Annotated in this window: 23 protein-coding genes; 12 read left to right on the forward strand and 11 right to left on the reverse strand. The window is 38.5% G+C overall.

Translation table 11 applies throughout. The features are described from left to right. Nucleotides 1–24: 24 nt before the first annotated feature. The 4 genes from dapF (at nucleotide 25) to IV512_RS01445 (ending at nucleotide 3152) form a co-directional block, all read left to right on the forward strand. The gene (gene dapF, locus IV512_RS01430; protein ID WP_209400680.1) at nucleotides 25–813 is read left to right on the forward strand and encodes a diaminopimelate epimerase; all 789 of its coding nucleotides are present in this window, start codon (nucleotides 25–27) and stop codon (nucleotides 811–813) included. Beyond that, nucleotides 794–1318 (forward strand): GNAT family N-acetyltransferase, encoded by a 525-nt coding sequence (locus tag IV512_RS01435; RefSeq protein WP_209399939.1) that lies wholly within the window; start codon nucleotides 794–796, stop codon nucleotides 1316–1318. The genes dapF and IV512_RS01435 overlap by 20 nt, the downstream gene beginning before the upstream one ends. Next, nucleotides 1318–2361 (forward strand): endolytic transglycosylase MltG, encoded by a 1044-nt coding sequence (gene mltG, locus IV512_RS01440; protein WP_209399941.1) that lies wholly within the window; start codon nucleotides 1318–1320, stop codon nucleotides 2359–2361. Before IV512_RS01435 ends, mltG begins: the two co-directional genes overlap by 1 nt. Before the next feature lie 146 nt (nucleotides 2362–2507). Then, the gene (locus IV512_RS01445; protein WP_209399943.1) at nucleotides 2508–3152 is read left to right on the forward strand and encodes a hypothetical protein; all 645 of its coding nucleotides are present in this window, start codon (nucleotides 2508–2510) and stop codon (nucleotides 3150–3152) included. Nucleotides 3153–3224: 72 nt separating this feature from the next. Here the strand turns inward: IV512_RS01445 and IV512_RS01450 are convergent, their stop codons facing one another. From IV512_RS01450 to dnaA, 3 genes are read right to left on the reverse strand one after another with little or no spacing between them, the layout of a single operon-like run. After that, nucleotides 3225–3950 carry an SAM-dependent methyltransferase gene (locus IV512_RS01450; protein WP_209399945.1) on the reverse strand — a complete coding sequence of 242 codons (726 nt, stop codon included), beginning with the start codon at nucleotides 3948–3950 and terminating at the stop codon, nucleotides 3225–3227. A gap of 20 nt (nucleotides 3951–3970) precedes the next feature. Next, nucleotides 3971–4417 (reverse strand): low molecular weight protein-tyrosine-phosphatase, encoded by a 447-nt coding sequence (locus IV512_RS01455; RefSeq protein WP_209399948.1) that lies wholly within the window; start codon nucleotides 4415–4417, stop codon nucleotides 3971–3973. 6 nt (nucleotides 4418–4423) lie between these two features. Continuing rightward, nucleotides 4424–5848, reverse strand: coding sequence for a chromosomal replication initiator protein DnaA (gene dnaA / locus IV512_RS01460; protein WP_100868833.1), 1425 nt, complete (start codon nucleotides 5846–5848; stop codon nucleotides 4424–4426). A 204-nt stretch (nucleotides 5849–6052) separates the two neighbouring features. Here dnaA and IV512_RS01465 point away from each other — a divergent pair, with 204 nt between their 5' ends. Continuing rightward, a complete protein-coding gene (locus IV512_RS01465) occupies nucleotides 6053–6451 on the forward strand; it encodes a thioesterase family protein (protein ID WP_209399950.1) in 399 nt (132 codons plus the stop codon). A gap of 8 nt (nucleotides 6452–6459) precedes the next feature. Here the strand turns inward: IV512_RS01465 and IV512_RS01470 are convergent, their stop codons facing one another. Genes IV512_RS01470 through ribD form a run of 4 tightly spaced genes read right to left on the reverse strand, consistent with a single transcriptional unit; the run spans nucleotide 6460 to nucleotide 9597 of the window. Next, a complete protein-coding gene (locus tag IV512_RS01470) occupies nucleotides 6460–7077 on the reverse strand; it encodes a YigZ family protein (RefSeq protein WP_209399952.1) in 618 nt (205 codons plus the stop codon). Beyond that, on the reverse strand, nucleotides 7077–7940 hold the full coding sequence (locus IV512_RS01475) for a DMT family transporter (protein WP_209399953.1): 864 nt from the start codon (nucleotides 7938–7940) through the stop codon (nucleotides 7077–7079). Before IV512_RS01475 ends, IV512_RS01470 begins: the two co-directional genes overlap by 1 nt. Continuing rightward, entirely contained in the window at nucleotides 7941–8546 is a 606-nt protein-coding gene (locus tag IV512_RS01480) for an HAD family phosphatase (RefSeq protein ID WP_209399954.1), read from the reverse strand. Next, nucleotides 8539–9597 carry a bifunctional diaminohydroxyphosphoribosylaminopyrimidine deaminase/5-amino-6-(5-phosphoribosylamino)uracil reductase RibD gene (gene ribD / locus IV512_RS01485; RefSeq protein ID WP_371743242.1) on the reverse strand — a complete coding sequence of 353 codons (1059 nt, stop codon included), beginning with the start codon at nucleotides 9595–9597 and terminating at the stop codon, nucleotides 8539–8541. The genes IV512_RS01480 and ribD overlap by 8 nt, the downstream gene beginning before the upstream one ends. A 64-nt stretch (nucleotides 9598–9661) precedes the next feature. Between ribD and prmC the strand changes: the two genes are divergently transcribed. Then, entirely contained in the window at nucleotides 9662–10525 is an 864-nt protein-coding gene (gene prmC / locus IV512_RS01490; RefSeq protein WP_209399955.1) for a peptide chain release factor N(5)-glutamine methyltransferase, read from the forward strand. 57 nt (nucleotides 10526–10582) lie between these two features. Next, nucleotides 10583–12577, forward strand: coding sequence for an NAD-dependent DNA ligase LigA (ligA, locus tag IV512_RS01495; protein ID WP_209399956.1), 1995 nt, complete (start codon nucleotides 10583–10585; stop codon nucleotides 12575–12577). A gap of 69 nt (nucleotides 12578–12646) precedes the next feature. Here the strand turns inward: ligA and IV512_RS01500 are convergent, their stop codons facing one another. Next, entirely contained in the window at nucleotides 12647–12814 is a 168-nt protein-coding gene (locus tag IV512_RS01500) for a lmo0937 family membrane protein (RefSeq protein WP_157813125.1), read from the reverse strand. An 89-nt stretch (nucleotides 12815–12903) separates the two neighbouring features. Continuing rightward, nucleotides 12904–14160, reverse strand: a complete 1257-nt coding sequence (locus IV512_RS01505; protein WP_209399957.1) for a hypothetical protein — start codon at nucleotides 14158–14160, stop codon at nucleotides 12904–12906. Nucleotides 14161–14226: 66 nt separating this feature from the next. On the opposite strand from IV512_RS01505, the gene IV512_RS01510 reads away from it, so the two are divergent. Next, nucleotides 14227–14529 (forward strand): hypothetical protein, encoded by a 303-nt coding sequence (locus tag IV512_RS01510; protein WP_209399958.1) that lies wholly within the window; start codon nucleotides 14227–14229, stop codon nucleotides 14527–14529. Between the two features lie 45 nt (nucleotides 14530–14574). Here the strand turns inward: IV512_RS01510 and IV512_RS01515 are convergent, their stop codons facing one another. Next, the gene (locus IV512_RS01515) at nucleotides 14575–15486 is read right to left on the reverse strand and encodes a bifunctional UDP-sugar hydrolase/5'-nucleotidase (RefSeq protein ID WP_209399960.1); all 912 of its coding nucleotides are present in this window, start codon (nucleotides 15484–15486) and stop codon (nucleotides 14575–14577) included. 8 nt (nucleotides 15487–15494) lie between these two features. After that, nucleotides 15495–16220, reverse strand: coding sequence for a 5'-nucleotidase C-terminal domain-containing protein (locus IV512_RS01520; protein WP_245224640.1), 726 nt, complete (start codon nucleotides 16218–16220; stop codon nucleotides 15495–15497). Nucleotides 16221–16361: 141 nt separating this feature from the next. Between IV512_RS01520 and IV512_RS01525 the strand changes: the two genes are divergently transcribed. From IV512_RS01525 to IV512_RS01540, 4 genes are all read left to right on the forward strand, one after another. Beyond that, entirely contained in the window at nucleotides 16362–16895 is a 534-nt protein-coding gene (locus IV512_RS01525) for a hypothetical protein (RefSeq protein WP_209399964.1), read from the forward strand. Continuing rightward, entirely contained in the window at nucleotides 16895–17788 is an 894-nt protein-coding gene (dapA, locus tag IV512_RS01530) for a 4-hydroxy-tetrahydrodipicolinate synthase (protein ID WP_209400682.1), read from the forward strand. The genes IV512_RS01525 and dapA overlap by 1 nt, the downstream gene beginning before the upstream one ends. Before the next feature lie 209 nt (nucleotides 17789–17997). Continuing rightward, complete coding sequence (locus tag IV512_RS01535) at nucleotides 17998–18822, forward strand: outer membrane protein assembly factor BamD (RefSeq protein WP_245224641.1); 825 nt, start codon at nucleotides 17998–18000, stop codon at nucleotides 18820–18822. Nucleotides 18823–18834: 12 nt separating this feature from the next. Next, nucleotides 18835–19167 (forward strand): DNA-directed RNA polymerase subunit omega, encoded by a 333-nt coding sequence (locus tag IV512_RS01540; protein ID WP_209399967.1) that lies wholly within the window; start codon nucleotides 18835–18837, stop codon nucleotides 19165–19167. Nucleotides 19168–19172 lie beyond the last annotated feature (5 nt).

Consider the following 19172-nt stretch of genomic DNA (forward strand, 5'->3'; position numbering starts at 1 on the left):
TATTTGTCGCTCGATAATATAACTATGGGGCTTTCATTTTATAAATACCAAGGTACAGGAAACGATTTTGTGATGATCGATAATCGATTATTACATTTTCCAAAAGAAGACGTCGGTTTAGTGGCTCGCCTGTGCGACCGTAAATTTGGTATAGGTGCAGACGGCTTAATTCTACTAGAAAACGACGAGTCTGTAGATTTTCGAATGGTGTATTATAATGCCGATGGTAACGAGGGCAGCCTCTGCGGTAATGGTGGTCGGTGTACGGTGGCATTTGCCCAATATTTGGGCATTATTCAAAAAGATACCACTTTTAATGCCGTAGATGGTCTGCACAAGGCATCTATTAATGAAGATGTTGTTAGTCTTCAGATGCAGGATCTTACTGAGATAAAAGACAAACCGAATTACACATTTTTAGATACAGGGTCACCACATCACGTGCAAATGGTGAATAATATTAAGAATTTCGATGTTTATAATGAAGGACGAAAAATGCGCTATGGGCTTTATGGGCAAAGGGGGAGCAACATCAATTTCGTTGAGACCATAGAAGATGATTATTTTGCGGTTAGAACCTATGAAAGAGGAGTTGAAAATGAAACTTTATCTTGTGGCACTGGTGTAACAGCGGTAGCTTTAGCCATGCACAATCAAGGAAGAACTAAATCTGAAATGGTTAAAATTAAAGTTCAAGGCGGAGAATTAGCAGTTCAGTTCGAGAAAAACAACGGAGTTTACCAGAACATTTATTTGATTGGGCCTGCAAAGCAGGTTTTCAAAGGAGAAATATATGCTGAGTTTGCAAGGTGAAAATATAAAGTTGAGAGCTTTGGAACCTGATGATCTCGAGTTTTTGTATAAACTAGAGAACAATACTGAAATCTGGGAAATTAGTGGTACGACTGCTCCATATTCAAAACATGTTCTGAAGCAATATCTCGATAATGCCCACAGAGATATTTATGAAGTGAAGCAATTAAGGTTGTGTATTTGCGATACGACGGATAAATGCCTTGGCCTAATCGATTTGTTCGATTTTGATCCTCAAAACCGTAGAGCGGGGGTGGGCATCATTGTATCAGATGAAGAGCAGCGAAACAAAGGGGTTGGGGCCGAGTCTATAAAATTGTTGCAAGACTATGTTTTTAAAATATTACAGCTAAGACAGCTTTATGCCAATGTATTGGAAGAAAACGCTAGAAGTATTCACCTGTTCAAAAAAATGGGTTTCATAGAAGCCGGCGTGAAGAAAGATTGGATACTATCAGACAGAAAGTTTAAGAACGAAATTTTGTTTCAAAAGATTTATAAATAATGTATATCAAACGTATTTTACTGTTTATCGTTTTGGCGGGTCTTGTCGTTGGCGGTATTTTTTCTTATATAGTTTACAACGCCGTATTGTCACCGAATACCTCCTTCAATAATGAAGAAGCATTTGTTTTTATTTCTTCGGATGCTGATTTTGTCGAAGTCAAGAAACAGGTAGAACCTTTGCTTGAGAATGTTGAAACATTTGAACAAATCGCTAAGCGAAAAGGGTATGTAGCGAATGTAAAGGCCGGAAAATACGCGATTAAGAAAGGCATGAACAATAATGAAATTATTAATTCCCTTAGAGCTAATAATATTCCAGTAAACGTTTCCTTTAACAACCAAGAAACTATTGCAGATTTAGCCGGAAGAATCGCCGCGCAAATTGAACCCGATAGTGCCACTTTATTAGCGGCATTTAATGATGGAAGTTTTATTAAGGATAAAGGTTTTACGGAAGAAACCAAGCTGGCGATGTATATTCCGAATAGCTACGAGTTCTTTTGGAATACCGATAGCGAAGAGTTTCGTGAGCGAATGGCCAAGGAGTATTCTCGTTTTTGGAACGATGAACGGCTGAAAAAAGCAGAGGCCCAAGGTTTAAATCCTGAAGAAGTCGTGACGCTTGCCTCATTAGTACATAAAGAAACTGCCAAAGTCGATGAACGACCTAAGGTCGCAGGGCTGTATTTGAATAGATTGAAAAGAGGTATGCTCTTACAAGCAGATCCTACGGTTATTTACGCATTGAAGAAAAATTCAAACGATTTTAATTTGGTGATCAAAAGGGTGCTGTATAAAGATTTAGAACTTGATTCCCCTTACAATACCTATAAGTATGCGGGTTTGCCCCCAGGGCCGATAGCTATGCCCGATATATCGGCAATAGATGCGGTGCTCAACCCTGAAAAGCATGATTATCTTTATTTCGTAGCTAATGTCGAAAATTTTGGTTATCACAAATTTGCCAAGACGTTGGCGCAGCATAACAGAAATAAAGTACAGTACATCCAATGGATAAATGCCCAGAAAATTAACCGATAGGTAGTTTATCCAAACTTTAAGACTTCTTAACTGAATCAGGGGCGTTTTAACAAATCTTTTTAAAAGTCACCTTAAAACGAACGTATCTTTGCCCCTTGTGAAATCTATGCAGGTGTTTTTTACGTAAGTCATAGGAAATACAAATTATGAGAAAGTGGCTAATATGTTTGAGCCCCCTTATCATTACCGGCGTTTTATTGAGTTTTGCATTTAAGCCAATTGAGGTCAAAGTACCTAAAACTCTAAAAGTCGACAAACCTACTTTGGTTTTGTTTCCCAAAAACAAAACCGTTTCGAAAACAATTTTAATGGCTCCGCCTTTTTTAGGAAGCTCTTATATTGGTTTCAAAGAAGCCTTGGCATTCAAAGAGTCTCAGGGCAATTATTTTACCACAAATACCTTAGGGTATTTAGGTAAATATCAGTTCGGTATAGGCACTCTGCAATTGATGGGTGTATACAATGCTACCCGTTTTTTGAATGATCCCATTTTGCAAGAAAGGGTATTTCATACCAATATTGCGCGCAACAAATGGATTCTTAGAAGAGACATTCCGCGTTTTGCAGGTAAGGAAATAAACGGTACCGTTATTACAGAATCGGGTATTTTGGCTGCTGCGCATTTGGCCGGCGCCGGAAATGTTAAAAAATATTTGCGCTCATGGGGTGCAATCGATGTGGCTGATAGCTACGGTACCAGCATCGCTATTTACATGCATAAGTTTTCGGGCTACGATGTTTCGCATGTTTTGCCGAAGAGAAACCCCAAAATTAAAGCGATTTCAGGTTAAAATATTATGTACATATGAAAATGGACAGGCCCTAGCAATATGCTGGGGCTTGTTTTTTGGTAGTTTTGGCTGCTATGCCTGAAGTATAAAAATAGCAGGTCTTTTATGCAGTGATTCCACTTTGGTGCGTTTCCAGTCCGCTATGGTTTTGGTGAGAATATATTCTGAGGGAAGGGTTATATCGCAAGCCACACAAAGTCGGGTAGTGGGGTTTAAGGTTTTAATGAGTTCTGTAAAGAGCTTATCGTTTCTATAAGGCGTTTCAATAAAGAGTTGAGATTGGTTTTGGTCGCGTGATGTCTTCTCTAATCTTTTGATAGCTCCTTTGCGTTCCGGGCCGTCAATTGGTAGGTATCCGTTAAAAGCAAAGCTCTGTCCGTTCATGCCACTGGCCATGAGTGCCAGCACTATAGATGAAGGGCCTACAAGTGGTACGACTTGAATATTCTTATCATGCGCGATTCTCACAACATCTGCACCCGGGTCTGCAATACCGGGGCAACCCGCTTCCGACAATACGGCTACGTTCTTACCTTGAATGCAAGGTTGTAGCATATCCGGAATTTCTTCTGCCTCTGTATATTTGTTCAATATAGAAATGTTAAGACTGGGCTGTGATTTTCTGGGGCTTATTTTTTTTATAAAATGGCGAGCAGATTTTTCATTCTCTACAATGTAATGATCTATTTGCTCTATGGCTTGTTTTATTGAAATGGGCAGAACCTCTAGAGGTTCGTTATCACCCAGCGTTGTGGGTATCAGATATAACTTTCCGGTTTGGGTGTTGCTGTAATCCATATTTTATGAGTAGTAGCTGTTTAAAGCTTTTTTGCAATGGCGTCGCAAGCCGTATCTATAAGCTGATATACTTTCTCAAAACCATCGTCATCCCAATAAGGGTCCGGAACTTCTTTGGTAGAAAGTTCTACCTCTTCGAGAAGTAGTTTTACCTTTTCCTTTTCAGTGGGTGAACTGGCTAAAGCTATAATATTGGCGTAGTTGCTACGGTCCATAGCATAAATTACATCGAAATTTTCAAAATCAGCGCTACTAAACTGCCTGCAACGTTGTTTTGCAATATCTAGCCCATGATTTCGTGCAATTGCAATAGACCTTGGGTCGGGCGGGTTTCCAATGTGGTATCCTCCAGTTCCTGCCGAATCTATGTATACAGTGTCAGGGTCTACTTTGCTTTTAAGAATACCTTCGGCTAACGGTGACCTGCAAATATTACCAAGGCATACCATTAAAACGTTGGTCTTCATATCAAATCAAGTAAATTTTTTGGTAAGGTCTTCGATATACTTTCTGAACTGCTTATCGGTTTCAGCGAGGTTGTCTACCGTTTTACAGGCATGCAATACCGTGGCATGATCTCTTTTGCCTATTTGTGAACCAATACTTGCCAATGAAGCTTTGGTGAATTTTTTAGCAAAAAACATGGCCAGTTGCCTTGCTTGTACAATGTGTCTTTTTCGGGTCTTCGATTGTAGCGTAGCGACATCCATTTCAAAATAATCGGACACTACTTTTTGGATGTAATCGATTGAAACTTCGCGTTTAGTATTTTTTACGAACTTTTCCACGACCTGTTGGGCAAGCTCGATGGTAACCTCTTTTTTGTTAAAAGAAGACTGGGCGATCAACGAAATAATAGCGCCTTCTAATTCGCGTATATTCGTTTTAATATGCTTTGCCACATAATCGATAATATCATCGGGCATCTCGACCCCATCGCGATATAATTTGTTTTTGACAATGGAAACGCGTGTTTCATAATCTGGACTTTGCAGCTCGGCAGAGAGTCCCCATTTGAACCTGGATAATAAACGTTGCTCAATGTCTTGCATGTCTACCGGAGCCTTGTCAGAGGTCAATATAACTTGTTTGCCATTCTGGTGCAAGTGGTTGAAAATATGAAAGAAAACATCTTGCGTTCCTGACTTGCCCGATAAAAATTGAACGTCATCAATAATCAACACGTCTATCAATTGATAGAAATGAATAAAATCGTTTCTTGTATTCTTTTTAACGGATTCAATATACTGCTGGGTAAATTTTTCGGCAGAAATATAAAGCACCGTGCGTTCTGGGTATTTATCTTTGATTTCAACACCAATGGCATGGGCCAAATGTGTTTTGCCTAAACCAACGCCACCAAAAACCAACAGTGGGTTGAAAGAGGTGCCGCCAGGCTTATTGGCCACTGCCATGCCTGCAGAACGTGCCAATCGATTACTATCGCCTTCTAAAAAGTTGTCAAAATTGTAGTTCGGATTTAACTGAGATTCAATTTTGATATTTCTGATCCCAGGAATTACAAACGGATTCTTTAATTCAGGATTCTTTGATTTGATAGGCACATCCATTTCTTGAGGCCCCATATTGCCGCGATTAGAACTGGGTATTTTTTCAGTAAATGGTTCTTTGTTTCCGTAAGTGTTTTCCATACGGATAATGTAGACCAATTTTGCAGTTTCACCCAACTCTTTTGTGAGGGCGACCTTAAGCAATTTGACATAGTGTTCTTCTAGCCACTCGTAAAAAAATTTGCTCGGTACTTGAATGCTAAGTGCATTCTCTGAAAGCTTAATTGGTTTTATGGGTTCAAACCAAGTCTTGAATGCCTGCGGTTGGATATTATCTTTTATAAAAGCCAGACAATTTTTCCATACGGAATTAGCAGTAACACCCATTTTAAAGTTTATCTTATTTTGTCGGTTAGTGATTTCGTAAGTTGGACGAAAGTATGAGGGAAAACGTACTTTCTTAGTGGGGCAAATATGTGAACAAAAAAGCTAAAAAAAAAATCAAAGGTCTATTGAATTTGCCCTTTTTTTTTCGCATGTTCATTGCCTAAATCGAAATCTTTTAAATATATAGTTTTTACCCGAAGATATATGAACTTTAACAAAATTTCTTTCCGAGTGAGATATGGTGAAACTGATCAAATGGGAGTGGTTTATCACGGCAATTATGCGCAATACCTAGAGATTGGAAGGGTAGAGTGGTTGAGGGAGATGGGTATTTCTTACAAAACTATGGAGAAAAACGGTATTATGTTACCAGTAATTTCTTTGTCTCTTCATTTTAAGAAATCTGCTGTTTACGATGACCTAATTACGGTGGAAACCAGACTTGTGAGAACACCCTTGGTCAAAATCGAATTCGATTACAAAATCTATAATGAAAAAAAGGAAATTTTGGTAGAGGCCAACACGGTTTTAGCTTTTTTGGACACAACTACAAAGCGTCCTATAAAATGCCCTGATTACATTTTAGAGAAGTTATCGTACTGAAGATTTTTTTAGTCTTCTTTTCTTATTGCAACTCCCTGAATTGATTTGAAAGTTTTTTCCACTTCATGTGCATCTTTCTCCCTGACCAAAATAACGATTTCGCATTCCATCTCCATTTTTTGAGAAACAATCTGCAACTCTTTTTGCTTTATGGTTCGCATCACGACATCTATTTGAGGATAAGTAAAATGCAAATGAAAAGATTGTTTGATGGTTCGGGTAACAATTTTAGAATTTTCCAATGCCAATTGAGCAGTTGAACGGTAAGCAGAAATCAAACCACCGACACCAAGTTTTGTGCCACCAAATATTCGTACAACAGCAACTAGAGCATTAGTAACCTCGAAAGATTGCAATTGACCATAAATCGGCATTCCTGCTGAATTATTAGGTTCTCCATCATCGTTGGCACGATATAATACCGGTGATTTTACACCAATTTGCCAGGCGTAACATACGTGGTTTGCTGATGGATGCTTCTTTTTCAAGGTTTCGATAATTTCCTTGACTTCACCTTCTTTCACAATTGGGTAGGCGTACCCATAAAATTTGCTCTTTTTGTCTTTGTAAAGAACCTCTTCGGAAGCAGTGGCAATAGTTTTATATGTGTCGTTAACTTCATCCATTAAAAGAAAGCAACTAATAAAATACTTATTACGGCCAAGGCTATACCCAGCCAATTTTTACCACTGATTTTTTCTTTAAAAAGTAAAATTCCTAATAATGTGGTGAGCATAACGATAGCTACATTGTTTATGGTGAATACCGAAGCGCTATTGAGCGTGTCATTTTTCAACGCCTTTAATAAAAAGTATATCGAAAAATAGTTGGGCACCCCCAATGCGATACCACCTAATATGTTTTTCAAATTAAACCTCAATGGTTTTTTGTAGGCATTAATACTGATGAAAACTATGCCGGTTACTGCCGCAATTGCAAAAACAGTTGCCGAAAAAATCGGATATTCATTTTCTTGAATATAAGTCTCTTGAATATATTTAATGCTGGTATCGATTATACCTGAACCCAGAAATACTCCGAGAGGCAATAAAAACGTGGATTTCTTTATAACCAAAGAATCTCCCTTAATTGAAGCGAAATATACTGCGCCCAGTGCCAGTATTACACCAAAAATCTTTATTGGGCCAAGTATTTCATTATACATAATTACACCAAAGAGAACGGGTATGGCCAAAGACATTTTGGTGGCAACAGATGCAACACTAACACCTACACGCTGGGCAGTAGCCGCCATTAAGTTGAATACCACAATGAAAAGAACCCCCAATAACAATGTGCCCAAAAACCAAGGTTCTCTAGGTATTTTGGTAAGGGCTATGTCTCCATTATAAAAAATTAGTCCAACGGAGCACGCTACAAAATAGTTGGCGATAATCGCATAAAACGTTTGAACTTTGAATCGATCAAACAATTTGAACACCACAAAGATTAGACTTGCAGCAAGTACACTCAGACAGAGATACACCATTTAAAATTTAGATTTTAATTGGGTGATATCTTCTTTGCCCACTTGAAGATTCCAGCATTTGATGCCTAACTTCTTAGCTGCATCGGTATTTTCTTTAGTATCGTCAATGAAGAATGTTTCTTCAGCCGTTAAATTATTCTGATCTAGCACAAATTGATAAATTTCGATATTGGGTTTACGTAAATTTATTTCGTGAGAGAGGTAGAATTGTTCAAATGCATTTTTGAACCGCAGGTATTTATCGGTACCCAATTTATTTTCTACATGTTCGATATGCAAGGCATTGGTATTGCTCAAGAGAAACATGCGATATTTTTTGTCGCTTGCCAGTTCTTCGATAAAACGTAATCTAGTGTCGGGAAAGTCTAATAACATTCCATTCCAAACATCGGTGATTTCAGCAGAAGATGCTGCAGGGTAGACTACCGATAGTCTTGAAATAAACTCTTCAGAAGAGATTTCGCCAACCTCATACTGGTTGTTCAGTTCAATCAATTCAGGTGTGAGATTTGGTGTTCCACCGAACTTAAGCATTTCCCTAAAGACAATTTGCTTGTCTAGATTGATGAAAATGTCGCCAAAGTCGAAGATGATATTTTTAATCATTGTGGAATATATTTAAGATATCGGTTTCTATTTTTTGTGTGCCTGTGATTCGACCTGAAAATTTGGGTGCTTCTACTCCCTTGGAAAATGTCGTTTGCCCAGTGAATACCCTCGCTTCATCCCAAAGGTTGGCGTCTATAAAACTTTGTATGGTTTTTGCACCTCCCTCGATAAATATGCTGTTTATATTTTCGTTGTATAGCGCTTCGGTTAATTGGGTTGCTATTTCATGTGAGAAATCGATATAAATATGGCTGATGGCATCTTCTTCTCGTTTTTTGTCTTTTAGTTTTTTGTCAGTAACAATTATTGTAGGTATGCTACCATCTAGAACATTTGCGTTACTATCAATTTTCAGTTCTCTATCTATAACAACGCGAATAGGATTTGTGCCTGACCACTGTCTTACGTCTAACTTAGGGTTATCTTCAATAATGGTATTGGTTCCAACGAGAATTGCTTGTTCTTGGCTTCGCCATTGGTGTACCAATTGTCTAGAATGTGCATTGGTTATCCAATACGGTTCGGGCCTTTCTGATCGTAATTTCTTACTAGGTGCTATATAACCGTTGGTAGTCTGGGCCCATTTTAAAATGATATATGGCCTTTTCTCTTCTTGAAAAGACAAAAAACGTTTATGTCGTTCACGACATTCTTTTTCTAGAAAACCATATTCGACCGATACTCCTGCCGCTTTCAGCTTAGCTATACCTTTGCCGGCAACCTTATCATGAGGGTCAACAAGTCCTATGATAACTTGCGGAATTTCGTTGGCTACAATCAAATCGGCACAGGGTGGTGTTTTACCAAAATGCGAACAGGGCTCAAGGCTCACATACAGCGTGGCTTCTTTCAGAAGCGATTTGTCTTCTACCGAGTTTATCGCATTCACCTCGGCATGCGCCCCCCCGTAAGGGCTGGTAAAGCCTTCACCTATGATTTTAGAATCATGCACGATTACACAGCCGACCATGGGGTTCGGAGCAGTTGTTCCTAATCCGTTTTTGGCAATTTGCAAACAGCGCAGCATGTAATTTCTGTGTATCTTCACACCGTAAAAATAGGATAATATTCCTAGTGAACCAGTCTTCGAATTTTCAATCGTTCGCTCTATAATGCAACTAAAAGAAATCAGGAATATTTTTCATAAAGAACTTGGTGGTCTCTATGCTCTTGAAGAGATAAATAGTTTTTTCTACCTTTTAATCGAGCATCATCTTGGGCTGGAGCGCTTTATACTCGCACTGAAACCTGATGTCACGATTACCAAAACCGAAGAACAACCCTTATTCGAGGCTTTGTCGGAATTGAAAAAATTCAAGCCGATTCAATATATCATAGGGGAGACCAGTTTTATGGAGCTTGATTTCGCTGTTAACCCCGATGTTTTGATACCAAGACCGGAAACTGAAGAATTAGTTCGGTGGATTATTGACGATGTAAAAGCTTTCTCAGGCAGCAAAACCGCTGGGGAAATTAAAATTCTCGATATTGGAACGGGTAGTGGGTGTATCGCCATCGCATTGGCCAAAAATTTGCCGCAAGCAGAAGTATATGCCTTAGACGTTTCGGAATCGGCTTTAAAAATGGCCCGTACTAATGCGATTAAGAATAAGGTCTCGATTCAATTTTCACATTTGAGTATTTTGAATCGCCCGGAACTGAGCGATAAGTTCGATATTATAGTTTCAAATCCGCCCTACGTGCGGGAACAGGAGAAAGTAGGAATGCATTCAAATGTATTGGATAATGAACCTAGTTTGGCCCTTTTTGTTGAGGATGATAACCCTTTGATATTTTATAAGGAAATCGCCTTGTTTGCGAAAAAGCATTTGAATGAATCAGGGGCTTTATATTTAGAAATCAATCAATATTTGGCAAAAGAGACCGAACAACTTCTAAAAGAACATAATTTTTCAGAAATTGAACTGCGAAAAGATATGTTCGATAATGACAGAATGATAAAGGCTGTTATTTGAGATACGTACTTCTGAAAATTCAATTATTACATCTGAACGGAATATACATTGATCTAAATGACCGAAAAAGAGCAGATAGACAAGCTAAGAAGTGAACTCAGGGCACATAACCATAACTATTATGATTTGGACGAGCCCGTGATTTCTGATTTTGAGTTTGATGAAAAACTAAAGAAATTACAGCTTCTAGAAACTAAGAATCCTGAATTTTACGACCCTTCATCACCAACATTGAGGGTTGGTGGCGCTGTTACCAAAAACTTCGAAACGGTGGTTCATAATGAGCGTATGTATTCGCTCGACAATTCTTATTCTAAAGAAGATTTAGAAGATTGGGAGAAACGTATTCAGCGAATTTTAGGTGATGATAATGTAGAGTTCACCTGTGAGCTCAAGTATGATGGGGCTTCGATAAGTTTAACCTATGAAGAGGGCAGGCTCGTTCGAGCGGTTACCCGTGGTGATGGTTTTCAGGGTGATAATGTTACTACCAATGTTAAAACCATAAAATCGGTGCCCCTTCAGTTAAAGGATAATTTTCCGGCCAAGTTCGATATTCGGGGCGAAATCGTGCTTCCCTTCGAGGGGTTTGCGCAAATGAATGCCGAAAGACTCGAAAATGGCGAAGAGCCCTATATGAATCCCCGAAATACGGCTTCCGGAAGTTTAAAATTGCAAGACAGTTCTTTGGTGGCAAAGCGACCTTTAGATTGTCTGCTTTATGGAATAGTAGGCCAAAATACGGGTATAGCCACACAATGGCAAATGCTGGAGAAAGCTCGAGAATGGGGTTTTAAAGTACCATCAGTGGCAAAACTCTGCAAATCGACCGATGAAGTTCTGTCATTTATCAATCATTGGGATGTAAACCGGCATAATCTGCCCTACGAAACCGATGGGGTGGTGGTAAAGGTAAACAGTCTGCAACAGCAAGATGAATTGGGTTTTACCTCAAAATCACCTCGCTGGGCCATGGCCTATAAATTCAAGGCCGAACAAGTTTCGACCCTGCTGAATGAGATTACATATCAAGTTGGGCGAACAGGTTCCATAACGCCAGTAGCCAATTTAGAGCCGGTTTTATTGGCCGGTACGACGGTAAAACGTGCTTCTTTGCATAATGCCGACCAAATTTCAAAATTTGACATTCGAGAAGGGGATACGGTTTTTGTTGAAAAAGGTGGTGAAATCATTCCTAAGATTGTCGGAGTCGATTTTACCCAAAGGCCAAAAGGATCAGAACCCACACAATATATTGAGAATTGCCCTGAGTGTGGTACCGAGCTGTTACGCACAGAGGGTGATGCCAAACACTATTGTATAAATTATTATGGATGCCCACCCCAGATAACAGGTCGAATTCAACATTTTATTTCTAGAAAGGCTATGGATATTGAAGGCCTTGGTAGCGAAACGGTAGAAATGTTATATCAAGAGGGATTGATAACCAATTATGCAGACTTGTATACCCTGACCAAAGAACAATTATTGCCTCTGGAGCGTATGGCGGAGAAATCTGCGGAAAACCTTGTAAACGGTGTGCAGGCTTCCGTTTCTATTCCGTTTGAGAGGGTATTGTTTGCTCTGGGGATACGTTTTGTTGGAGAAACAGTGGCCAAAAAATTAGCTAAAGCCTACAAAAATATTGATGCACTGATGGTAGCTAATGAGGAAGACTTGGTGGCTATTAATGAAATAGGTCAGAGAATAGCAAGCTCTGTGGTTGAATTTTTTGATAATGAAGCCAATCGGGAAATAGTTTCGCGCCTAAAAAGTTACGGAGTTCAGTTCAGTCTTTCTGAAGAACAATTGGAAAATCAAACGGATAAACTTAAAGGGTTGACTTTGGTGGTTTCAGGTATTTTTGAAAGCATCAGTCGCACAGAATTAAAAAAACTAATCGAGAATAGCGGTGGAAAAGTAGGTTCAAGCATTTCATCAAAAACCTCATATTTGGTGGCAGGTGATAAAATGGGGCCTAGTAAGAGAACCAAGGCCGAGTCGCTATCGGTGCCTATTCTTACCGAAGAAGAGTTTTTGAAAATGGTATAATATGCAAATGGTAATAAAAAAGTCGAGCTCTGTGCTCGACTTTTTTATTACTTGGGTTTGTTCTCCATTTTATAAAGGTTTCCTGCCCGAAATAATGTTGTATAGAATTACTACTACCGCAATAACTATTAGAATGTGCACTAAACTGTTGGTTCCCATACCAGGTACGATTCCCAGCATTCCCAAAAGCCATACAACGATACATATTACGGCAACTAACCAAAGAAGACCTCTCATAATTTTTTGTTTTAGGGTTATTAGAATTCTAAATTACCCTAAAAGAATATTTGAAATGGTTGTTATTGGGTTAAATTATAGCGCAATAACTATGTGATAGCCAAGTCGCGGCCCTGTTTTGATTTTATGGTTGTTATATAAATGTGGAGCAATAACAGCAGATTAATAATGAATATATACTCTTTGAAAAAAGTATTGTCTCCAAGCCCTAAACCGGCATAAAAGTGATAACAAAAGAAGTAGTTGCCTAAGCTTAAAATTATAAAACTGAGTAAAAAATACCATCTTTTAGAAAATACTTCTAAAGATCTCAATGAAAATACTTCACGTAAATTCTCACCGAATAATTGAGCACAAACGGGCCAAAGAAATACAAGGGGGAGCGAAAAAAGACGAGATTCTCTGGCAAAAGCCGTTAGAATCACAATGGGTGTGTTAATCAAAACGGTAATCCAGAATGCAAGAAGAAATTTTTTTCTATAAATAAATGCGCTTATTTTGCTGTAGATAAGTACGCTTAAATATACAAATGGTACTAGAACTATGTATAACGAAGTGGCCGATTCCACGGTATTTCTTAGACTTTCAAAATTTTCTAGAAAACAGGAATATCTGCTTCCCATTTCAGCCTGTGCAGCACCTATCATGTCGTTACTCCACATAAACAGTAATAGATAGATACAATAGAAAACTAAAGGAAGAAGCAAAGTAGAAATAAATCGTAGTTTCTCTCTTAAATGTGTCCGTTTCCAGCGTGAACTGTCAGAAAAATAAAATAGACCCATCGCCGGTACTAAAAGGGCACTGGTTTCTCTGGCAACTAGGGCTAATGTGAAAAAAACTATAAACCAAATCCATTTTTTCTTAAAGAGCAGAATCAAAGATGAAAAAATCAAACAGTATTGCAGGGGTTCGTCGTAAGTGAAAACTGGAGGAAAAAAAGCAAAGAAAATCGAGAAAGATACAAAATAGACGAGCATATTGGCCATAGCCATTTTTCTTGAAGCATTTAACTGAACGGATAGTCGAAAAAGTAAAATGCCACTTAAAAATAAGAGGGTAAAATTGACAATTATGAAAGAATAGCCAGCCTTGAGTTTAAAAAGATCAGAAAGGCCATACATTAAAGCAGTCGTTAACGGGCGTCTGGCGAAGGGTGGAAGCTCATTGTGGTAGTCAATCTGTGATTTGAGAAAAACATGAGAGATTTTCGTATTGTTCTCATTCAGCATGCTATCCATTGAGGGTAACATATGAATGCAAAGAATTACCAATACGGCTATTAGCCCGACCAAATATGATGGGCATATGGTATCAAGAAATCTGTTTTGTTCTTTAGAAATCAATAGATGAGTAATTCTTAGTCAAATTAGGTATTTTTAAATGCTAAAAACAAAGAAAATTAGAATTAAATGAGCAAACCTGCTAACTATCAAGAATTTGAATTGACACTTGAAAACACGCGCCCTCCGGCGGAATGGCCAGAAGCTCTCAAGGCCCTTTGGTTTGCGGGCAATAATAAATGGGAAGAATCTCATAACATTGCCCAAGATTTGCATTCTGATTTAGGTAGTTGGATCCATGCTTATTTGCACAGAGAAGAAGGTGACCGCTTTAATGCCGGGTATTGGTATAGAATGGCAGGTCGTTCTTTCTGTAACTTATCTTTGGATGAGGAACATCGTGAAATCACTGAATTTGCATTAAATTTGTGAATTGTTCTATGCTATACTAGGTCAAGTTTTCTGTAAAGCCAGAAGCTAAACGGAAATTGATATTCCCGTCGACTGACTATTTTTCGTGCTATCGAAATAAAAGTCGATACGGCCTAAATTGATACCGAAGCAGCCTACTTGATTGACCAAAATATCTCTATTTACTTTGTTTTTTATCACTGTAGGCTTATCTAAAAAGGTATGGGTGTGGCCTCCAATAATTAAATCAGTGTATTGTGTTTGCGAAGCCAATAAAAGGTCGCTAGGCTTTGATTCTCTCTTGTATTCATATCCCAAATGAGATAGGCAGATGACCAAATCACAATTGTGGGTTTCTTTCAGCTCTCTTTCGGTGTCTTGAGCGATTTCCATGGGGTTCAAATACTTTGTTTCCATGTACAGTTTCTTGGTAACTAGCCCTGCTAATTCGATACCTAAACCATAAATGCCAACTTTAATTCCGTCAACATTAAATATTTTGTAGGGTTGAACACGTCCTTCCATAAGAGTATTTTTAAAATCGTAATTAGCCGATAACAGGTCAAATTGAGCATGGGGCAATTGGGCCAAAAGCCCGTCTATACCATTGTCAAAATCATGATTGCCAATGGTTGCCGCATCATAATTGAGCATGCTCATTAATTTGAACTCGAGTTCACCTCCGTAAAAATTAAAATAGGGGGTACCCTGAAAAATGTCGCCAGCATCTAAAAGTAAGGTGTTGGGGTTTTCATTTCTGATTTTTTCAACCAAAGTAGCCCGTTTGGCCACTCCACCTAAATTGGCATATTTTGAATGGGTGCTCGGAAAAGTGTCGATATGACTATGTACATCGTTGGTGTGAAGAATTGTAATATGTTTTTCCTTTACACCAAAACACGAGTTGAGAGAGAGTCCGCCAAGACCTACATAGGCTGTTGAAGCCATACTATTGCTGATAAATTGTCTTCGTTTCATGGTTTCAGCTATTGTAGTTTAATGAATCTGTCGTCAACCGTTGGGGCTATGGTATCTACCTTTTTAAAATAATCGATCATCGCATTTCTAATAAGGTAGTCTGTATTCACCACTCTGGTCGCATCTTTAAAAAAGCCCATTTGATCACCCCCGGAAATTAAATAGTTGGAGGTGGCAACATAGTAGGTTTTAGAGGGGTCTAAGGGGTGACCTTGAATTTTAAGAGTCTCTATTTGATTTTTTTTGTCTAGAATAATTTGCAGTCCTGAAATAGGGTGAGCCCGTCCTGAATCCCTTAAAAAGGATGCCATTTTAAGTACGGATGCTCCTGTTAATTCGGCAACTACTATAGAATTTTCGAAAGGCATAACCTCATAGGCTGTTCTAGGGGAAATATTACCCTTTGATATCATGGCTCGAATGCCGCCATGGTTCAAAAGTACAAAGTCTATTTCTTTACCGGTTCGTGCCTTAAATATGGGGTTGGCCTCAGAGAAAACTATATCTGCCATTAAATTTCCGGCAGATGAATTTAGGTCTCCGTCGGTTTTAGATATTATATAAGGAGAATAGGCCAGGGTACTGTCGAGAATTTCGTCGACACGTTGGCGATAGGGAGAAACGAAAGCCTCTATAGAATCGGACTTTTTCAGCGTGGCATCGATTAAAACTTCCTTTCCCGACACTTTAGAAAGCCCGATACTACCGTCTTTACAGGAAGTTGATATCAACATTGTTGAAAATATAACAAAATGTTGTATTTTTAAAACCATATTTCATTTTATCTTAGCACAATAATTTGAGAGGAGATTCTTTACATTTGTAGGGCACATCTCGACTTTTAAGAGCCGTTGTGATCTAAAATGTAAAAGTACATGTTTAAGGGAATAAAAGATAAGCTCAAATACAATTCTGGCGTTAAATTTTTAAAGCAAGAATTAACAAAAGAATTACCTACTATTAACCGCAGTCAGGGTATTAGTTCGGTAGGTTGTATAGTGGATCTTGACCATTTTGAAGATGCCAATGTTTTTTTTGAGTTTGTTGAAGATTACAAGTTAAGACCAAATGCAGTTAAAATTATTGGATACAAGAGTTTTTACGACAAGAACTCTCCCTATTCAACTCCCGTATTTTCTGATAAGGATTTAGGGTGGAATGGAAATATTGAAAATAGTTATGCCTTAGAGTTTCTGAGTCGTGAGTACGATCTTTTAGTGAACTATTACACTGAAGAAAATCTATTGGTACAACTAATGAGCATTAAAACAAAAGCTCGTTTTAGAGCCGGGTTTAAAGATGTTGATATGGTGTATAACGATTTGATTCTTGATGCGCCGTTGAAAGATTTTAAGACCTTTAAGACAGAATTGAAAAAATACCTCGGTGTTTTAAACGAAATTGGATGATGAAAGAGCTAGTAGGAACAGGAGTTGCGTTAATAACTCCATTCAGAGAAGATTTATCAATAGATATCGATGCCTTGCACAAGGTAGTAAATTATAGTATCGACGGGGGGGTCGACTATTTAGTGGTTTTAGGTACCACAGGTGAATCGGTTACCCTTACAAAAGATGAAAAACAATTGGTAATAGACACGGTTACCATCGCCAATGCAGGTCGACTACCTTTGGTAGTTGGTGTGGGTGGTAATAGTACCCATTCGGTAATCGAAGAGCTTCAAACCCTTGATTTAACCAATTTTGAGGCGATTCTCTCCGTTTCACCCTATTACAACAAACCGACCCAAGAAGGTGTATTCAGGCATTTTATGGCGATAGCCAATGCAGCTCCTAAGCCTATTATTTTATATAATGTACCCGGTCGAACGGGAAGTAATATGCTGCCCTCTACGGTTAAGAGATTGGCCGAAGAATCTCAAAACATTGTCGCTATAAAAGAAGCTTCGGGCAGTATGGTTCAAGTTCAAGAGTTGATAGAGACTTGCCCTAAAAATTTTCAAGTTATTTCTGGTGATGATATAACCGCATTACCAACGGTTTTGGCCGGTGGAGTAGGCGTCATTTCTGTGTTGGGTCAGGGTCTACCTTCCGAATTCTCCCATATGATAAGGGCGGGTCTTAATCACGAGGTCGATGAGGCATATCGCTATCACTATGCCATGCAAGAAGGTATGGAGTTGATTTTTCAAGAAGGTAATCCTGCAGGTATTAAAGCCATTTTTGAAGTTTTAGGTCTGTCTAGGGCTTCGGTACGTTTGCCCTTGGTTGAAGCTTCTGAACAACTTAAGAATAAAATATCTGACTTTGTGAGACCTTTTGTGAAAGTTGCTGCCAATTAGCACTGCATTGATTCTATTTTGTTTGCAAACTTCAGATTGAAGCAGTATTGGCTGCTTAAAGACGGGATGTAGGGCCCAACATTCCCGATATGATGTTAAATCTTCCACAAAAGCATTGGCTTGGAGATTGGTTTCCTCTAATTTTAGAGTTTTATTTTTTGTTTTTTATATCCACAGGGAATCCGTAATTTTGCAAAATGTTTTTTAGAATGAGACTGTTAGCCCCAATTTTGATTTTGGCTGTTTTGTTACAATCATGTAGCGAATATCAAAAAGTGCTTAAGAACGAGGAAGTTAAGCCGAAGTATGATTTGGCCCAAAAATTCTATGAGGAAGGTGATATGAAAAGGGCAAATCGCCTTTTTGAGCAGATCGCCCCTAAATATGTAGGAAAGCCACAAGGGGAGAGGGTAATGTTCTTTTTGGCGGATACTTATTTTAAAAGAAAAGATTTTAATACGGCCGGGTATCAGTATGAACGTTTCGTAAAGTCTTATCCGAAGAGTGAAAAGGTTGCTGAAGCTTCTTTTTATGGAGCTAAAAGCTATTTTGAGTTGTCACCTCGTCATTCTCTCGATCAGACTGATACCGATAAAGCTTTGGCCAAGTTGCAAAACTTTATCAATGCTTATCCAGATTCTGAATATTTTGATGAGGCTAACGCCATGGCGAAGGAGCTAACGACCAAAAAAGAGAGAAAGGCATACGAAATAGCCAAGCAGTTCAATAAAATAGGGGAGTTTGATTTTACATTTTTAACTCCGGCGGTATCGGCCTTCGATAATTTTATTTCAGATTTCCCAGGTTCTATTTACCGAGAAGATGCAATGTATTATCGATTCGAGTCTGCTTCTCAGTATGCATTGAATAGTTTTCAGGCGTTACAAAGGCCTAGATTGAAAGAAGCCAAAGAGTATTATGCAACGTTGAAAAAACAGTTTCCTGAAACGAAATATGCCGAGAAGGCAGATAAACTTTTAGAAAAAGTTAATGAAGAATTAGAGGGCTTCCAACAACTGACAGAAGCGAAATAAATCATTGTAATCATGAATATGAACGATTTGAAAAATTCCAAAGCGCCCGTTTCGACTAAAACAGTCAATAGAAACGAGTTTGATGCAAAAACCGATAATATCTACGAAGCAATTTCGATAACGGCCAAGCGCGCCATTCAGATTAATTCTGAAATCAAGAAAGAGTTATTGGAGAAATTGGAGGAGTTTGCTACTTATAGCGATAGTTTAGAAGAAGTTTTTGAAAACAAAGAGCAGATCGAAGTTTCAAAATTCTACGAAAAATTACCTAAGCCACATGCTCTAGCTGTAGAGGAGTGGTTGCATGATAAGATTTACCACAGAAATACAGAGAAAGATAAGTAGCGAAA

This window comes from Pseudozobellia sp. WGM2, assembly GCF_017810075.1.
Taxonomy (GTDB): Bacteria; Bacteroidota; Bacteroidia; order Flavobacteriales; family Flavobacteriaceae; genus JADNYK01.

Bases quoted from the DNA above. Each gene is read 5' to 3' on its own strand.
- dapF (WP_209400680.1), top strand. From the start codon at position 25: ATGGGGCTTTCATTTTATAAATACCAAGGTACAGGAAACGATTTTGTG.
- IV512_RS01435 (WP_209399939.1), top strand. From the start codon at position 794: ATGCTGAGTTTGCAAGGTGAAAATATAAAGTTGAGAGCTTTGGAACCT.
- mltG (WP_209399941.1), top strand. From the start codon at position 1,318: ATGTATATCAAACGTATTTTACTGTTTATCGTTTTGGCGGGTCTTGTC.
- IV512_RS01445 (WP_209399943.1), top strand. From the start codon at position 2,508: ATGAGAAAGTGGCTAATATGTTTGAGCCCCCTTATCATTACCGGCGTT.
- IV512_RS01450 (WP_209399945.1), bottom strand. From the start codon at position 3,950: ATGGATTACAGCAACACCCAAACCGGAAAGTTATATCTGATACCCACA.
- IV512_RS01455 (WP_209399948.1), bottom strand. From the start codon at position 4,417: ATGAAGACCAACGTTTTAATGGTATGCCTTGGTAATATTTGCAGGTCA.
- dnaA (WP_100868833.1), bottom strand. From the start codon at position 5,848: ATGGGTGTTACTGCTAATTCCGTATGGAAAAATTGTCTGGCTTTTATA.
- IV512_RS01465 (WP_209399950.1), top strand. From the start codon at position 6,053: ATGAACTTTAACAAAATTTCTTTCCGAGTGAGATATGGTGAAACTGAT.
- IV512_RS01470 (WP_209399952.1), bottom strand. From the start codon at position 7,077: ATGGATGAAGTTAACGACACATATAAAACTATTGCCACTGCTTCCGAA.
- IV512_RS01475 (WP_209399953.1), bottom strand. From the start codon at position 7,940: ATGGTGTATCTCTGTCTGAGTGTACTTGCTGCAAGTCTAATCTTTGTG.
- IV512_RS01480 (WP_209399954.1), bottom strand. From the start codon at position 8,546: ATGATTAAAAATATCATCTTCGACTTTGGCGACATTTTCATCAATCTA.
- prmC (WP_209399955.1), top strand. From the start codon at position 9,662: ATGCAACTAAAAGAAATCAGGAATATTTTTCATAAAGAACTTGGTGGT.
- ligA (WP_209399956.1), top strand. From the start codon at position 10,583: ATGACCGAAAAAGAGCAGATAGACAAGCTAAGAAGTGAACTCAGGGCA.
- IV512_RS01500 (WP_157813125.1), bottom strand. From the start codon at position 12,814: ATGAGAGGTCTTCTTTGGTTAGTTGCCGTAATATGTATCGTTGTATGG.
- IV512_RS01510 (WP_209399958.1), top strand. From the start codon at position 14,227: ATGAGCAAACCTGCTAACTATCAAGAATTTGAATTGACACTTGAAAAC.
- IV512_RS01515 (WP_209399960.1), bottom strand. From the start codon at position 15,486: ATGAAACGAAGACAATTTATCAGCAATAGTATGGCTTCAACAGCCTAT.
- IV512_RS01520 (WP_245224640.1), bottom strand. From the start codon at position 16,220: ATGTTGATATCAACTTCCTGTAAAGACGGTAGTATCGGGCTTTCTAAA.
- IV512_RS01525 (WP_209399964.1), top strand. From the start codon at position 16,362: ATGTTTAAGGGAATAAAAGATAAGCTCAAATACAATTCTGGCGTTAAA.
- dapA (WP_209400682.1), top strand. From the start codon at position 16,895: ATGAAAGAGCTAGTAGGAACAGGAGTTGCGTTAATAACTCCATTCAGA.
- IV512_RS01535 (WP_245224641.1), top strand. From the start codon at position 17,998: ATGAGACTGTTAGCCCCAATTTTGATTTTGGCTGTTTTGTTACAATCA.
- IV512_RS01540 (WP_209399967.1), top strand. From the start codon at position 18,835: ATGAATATGAACGATTTGAAAAATTCCAAAGCGCCCGTTTCGACTAAA.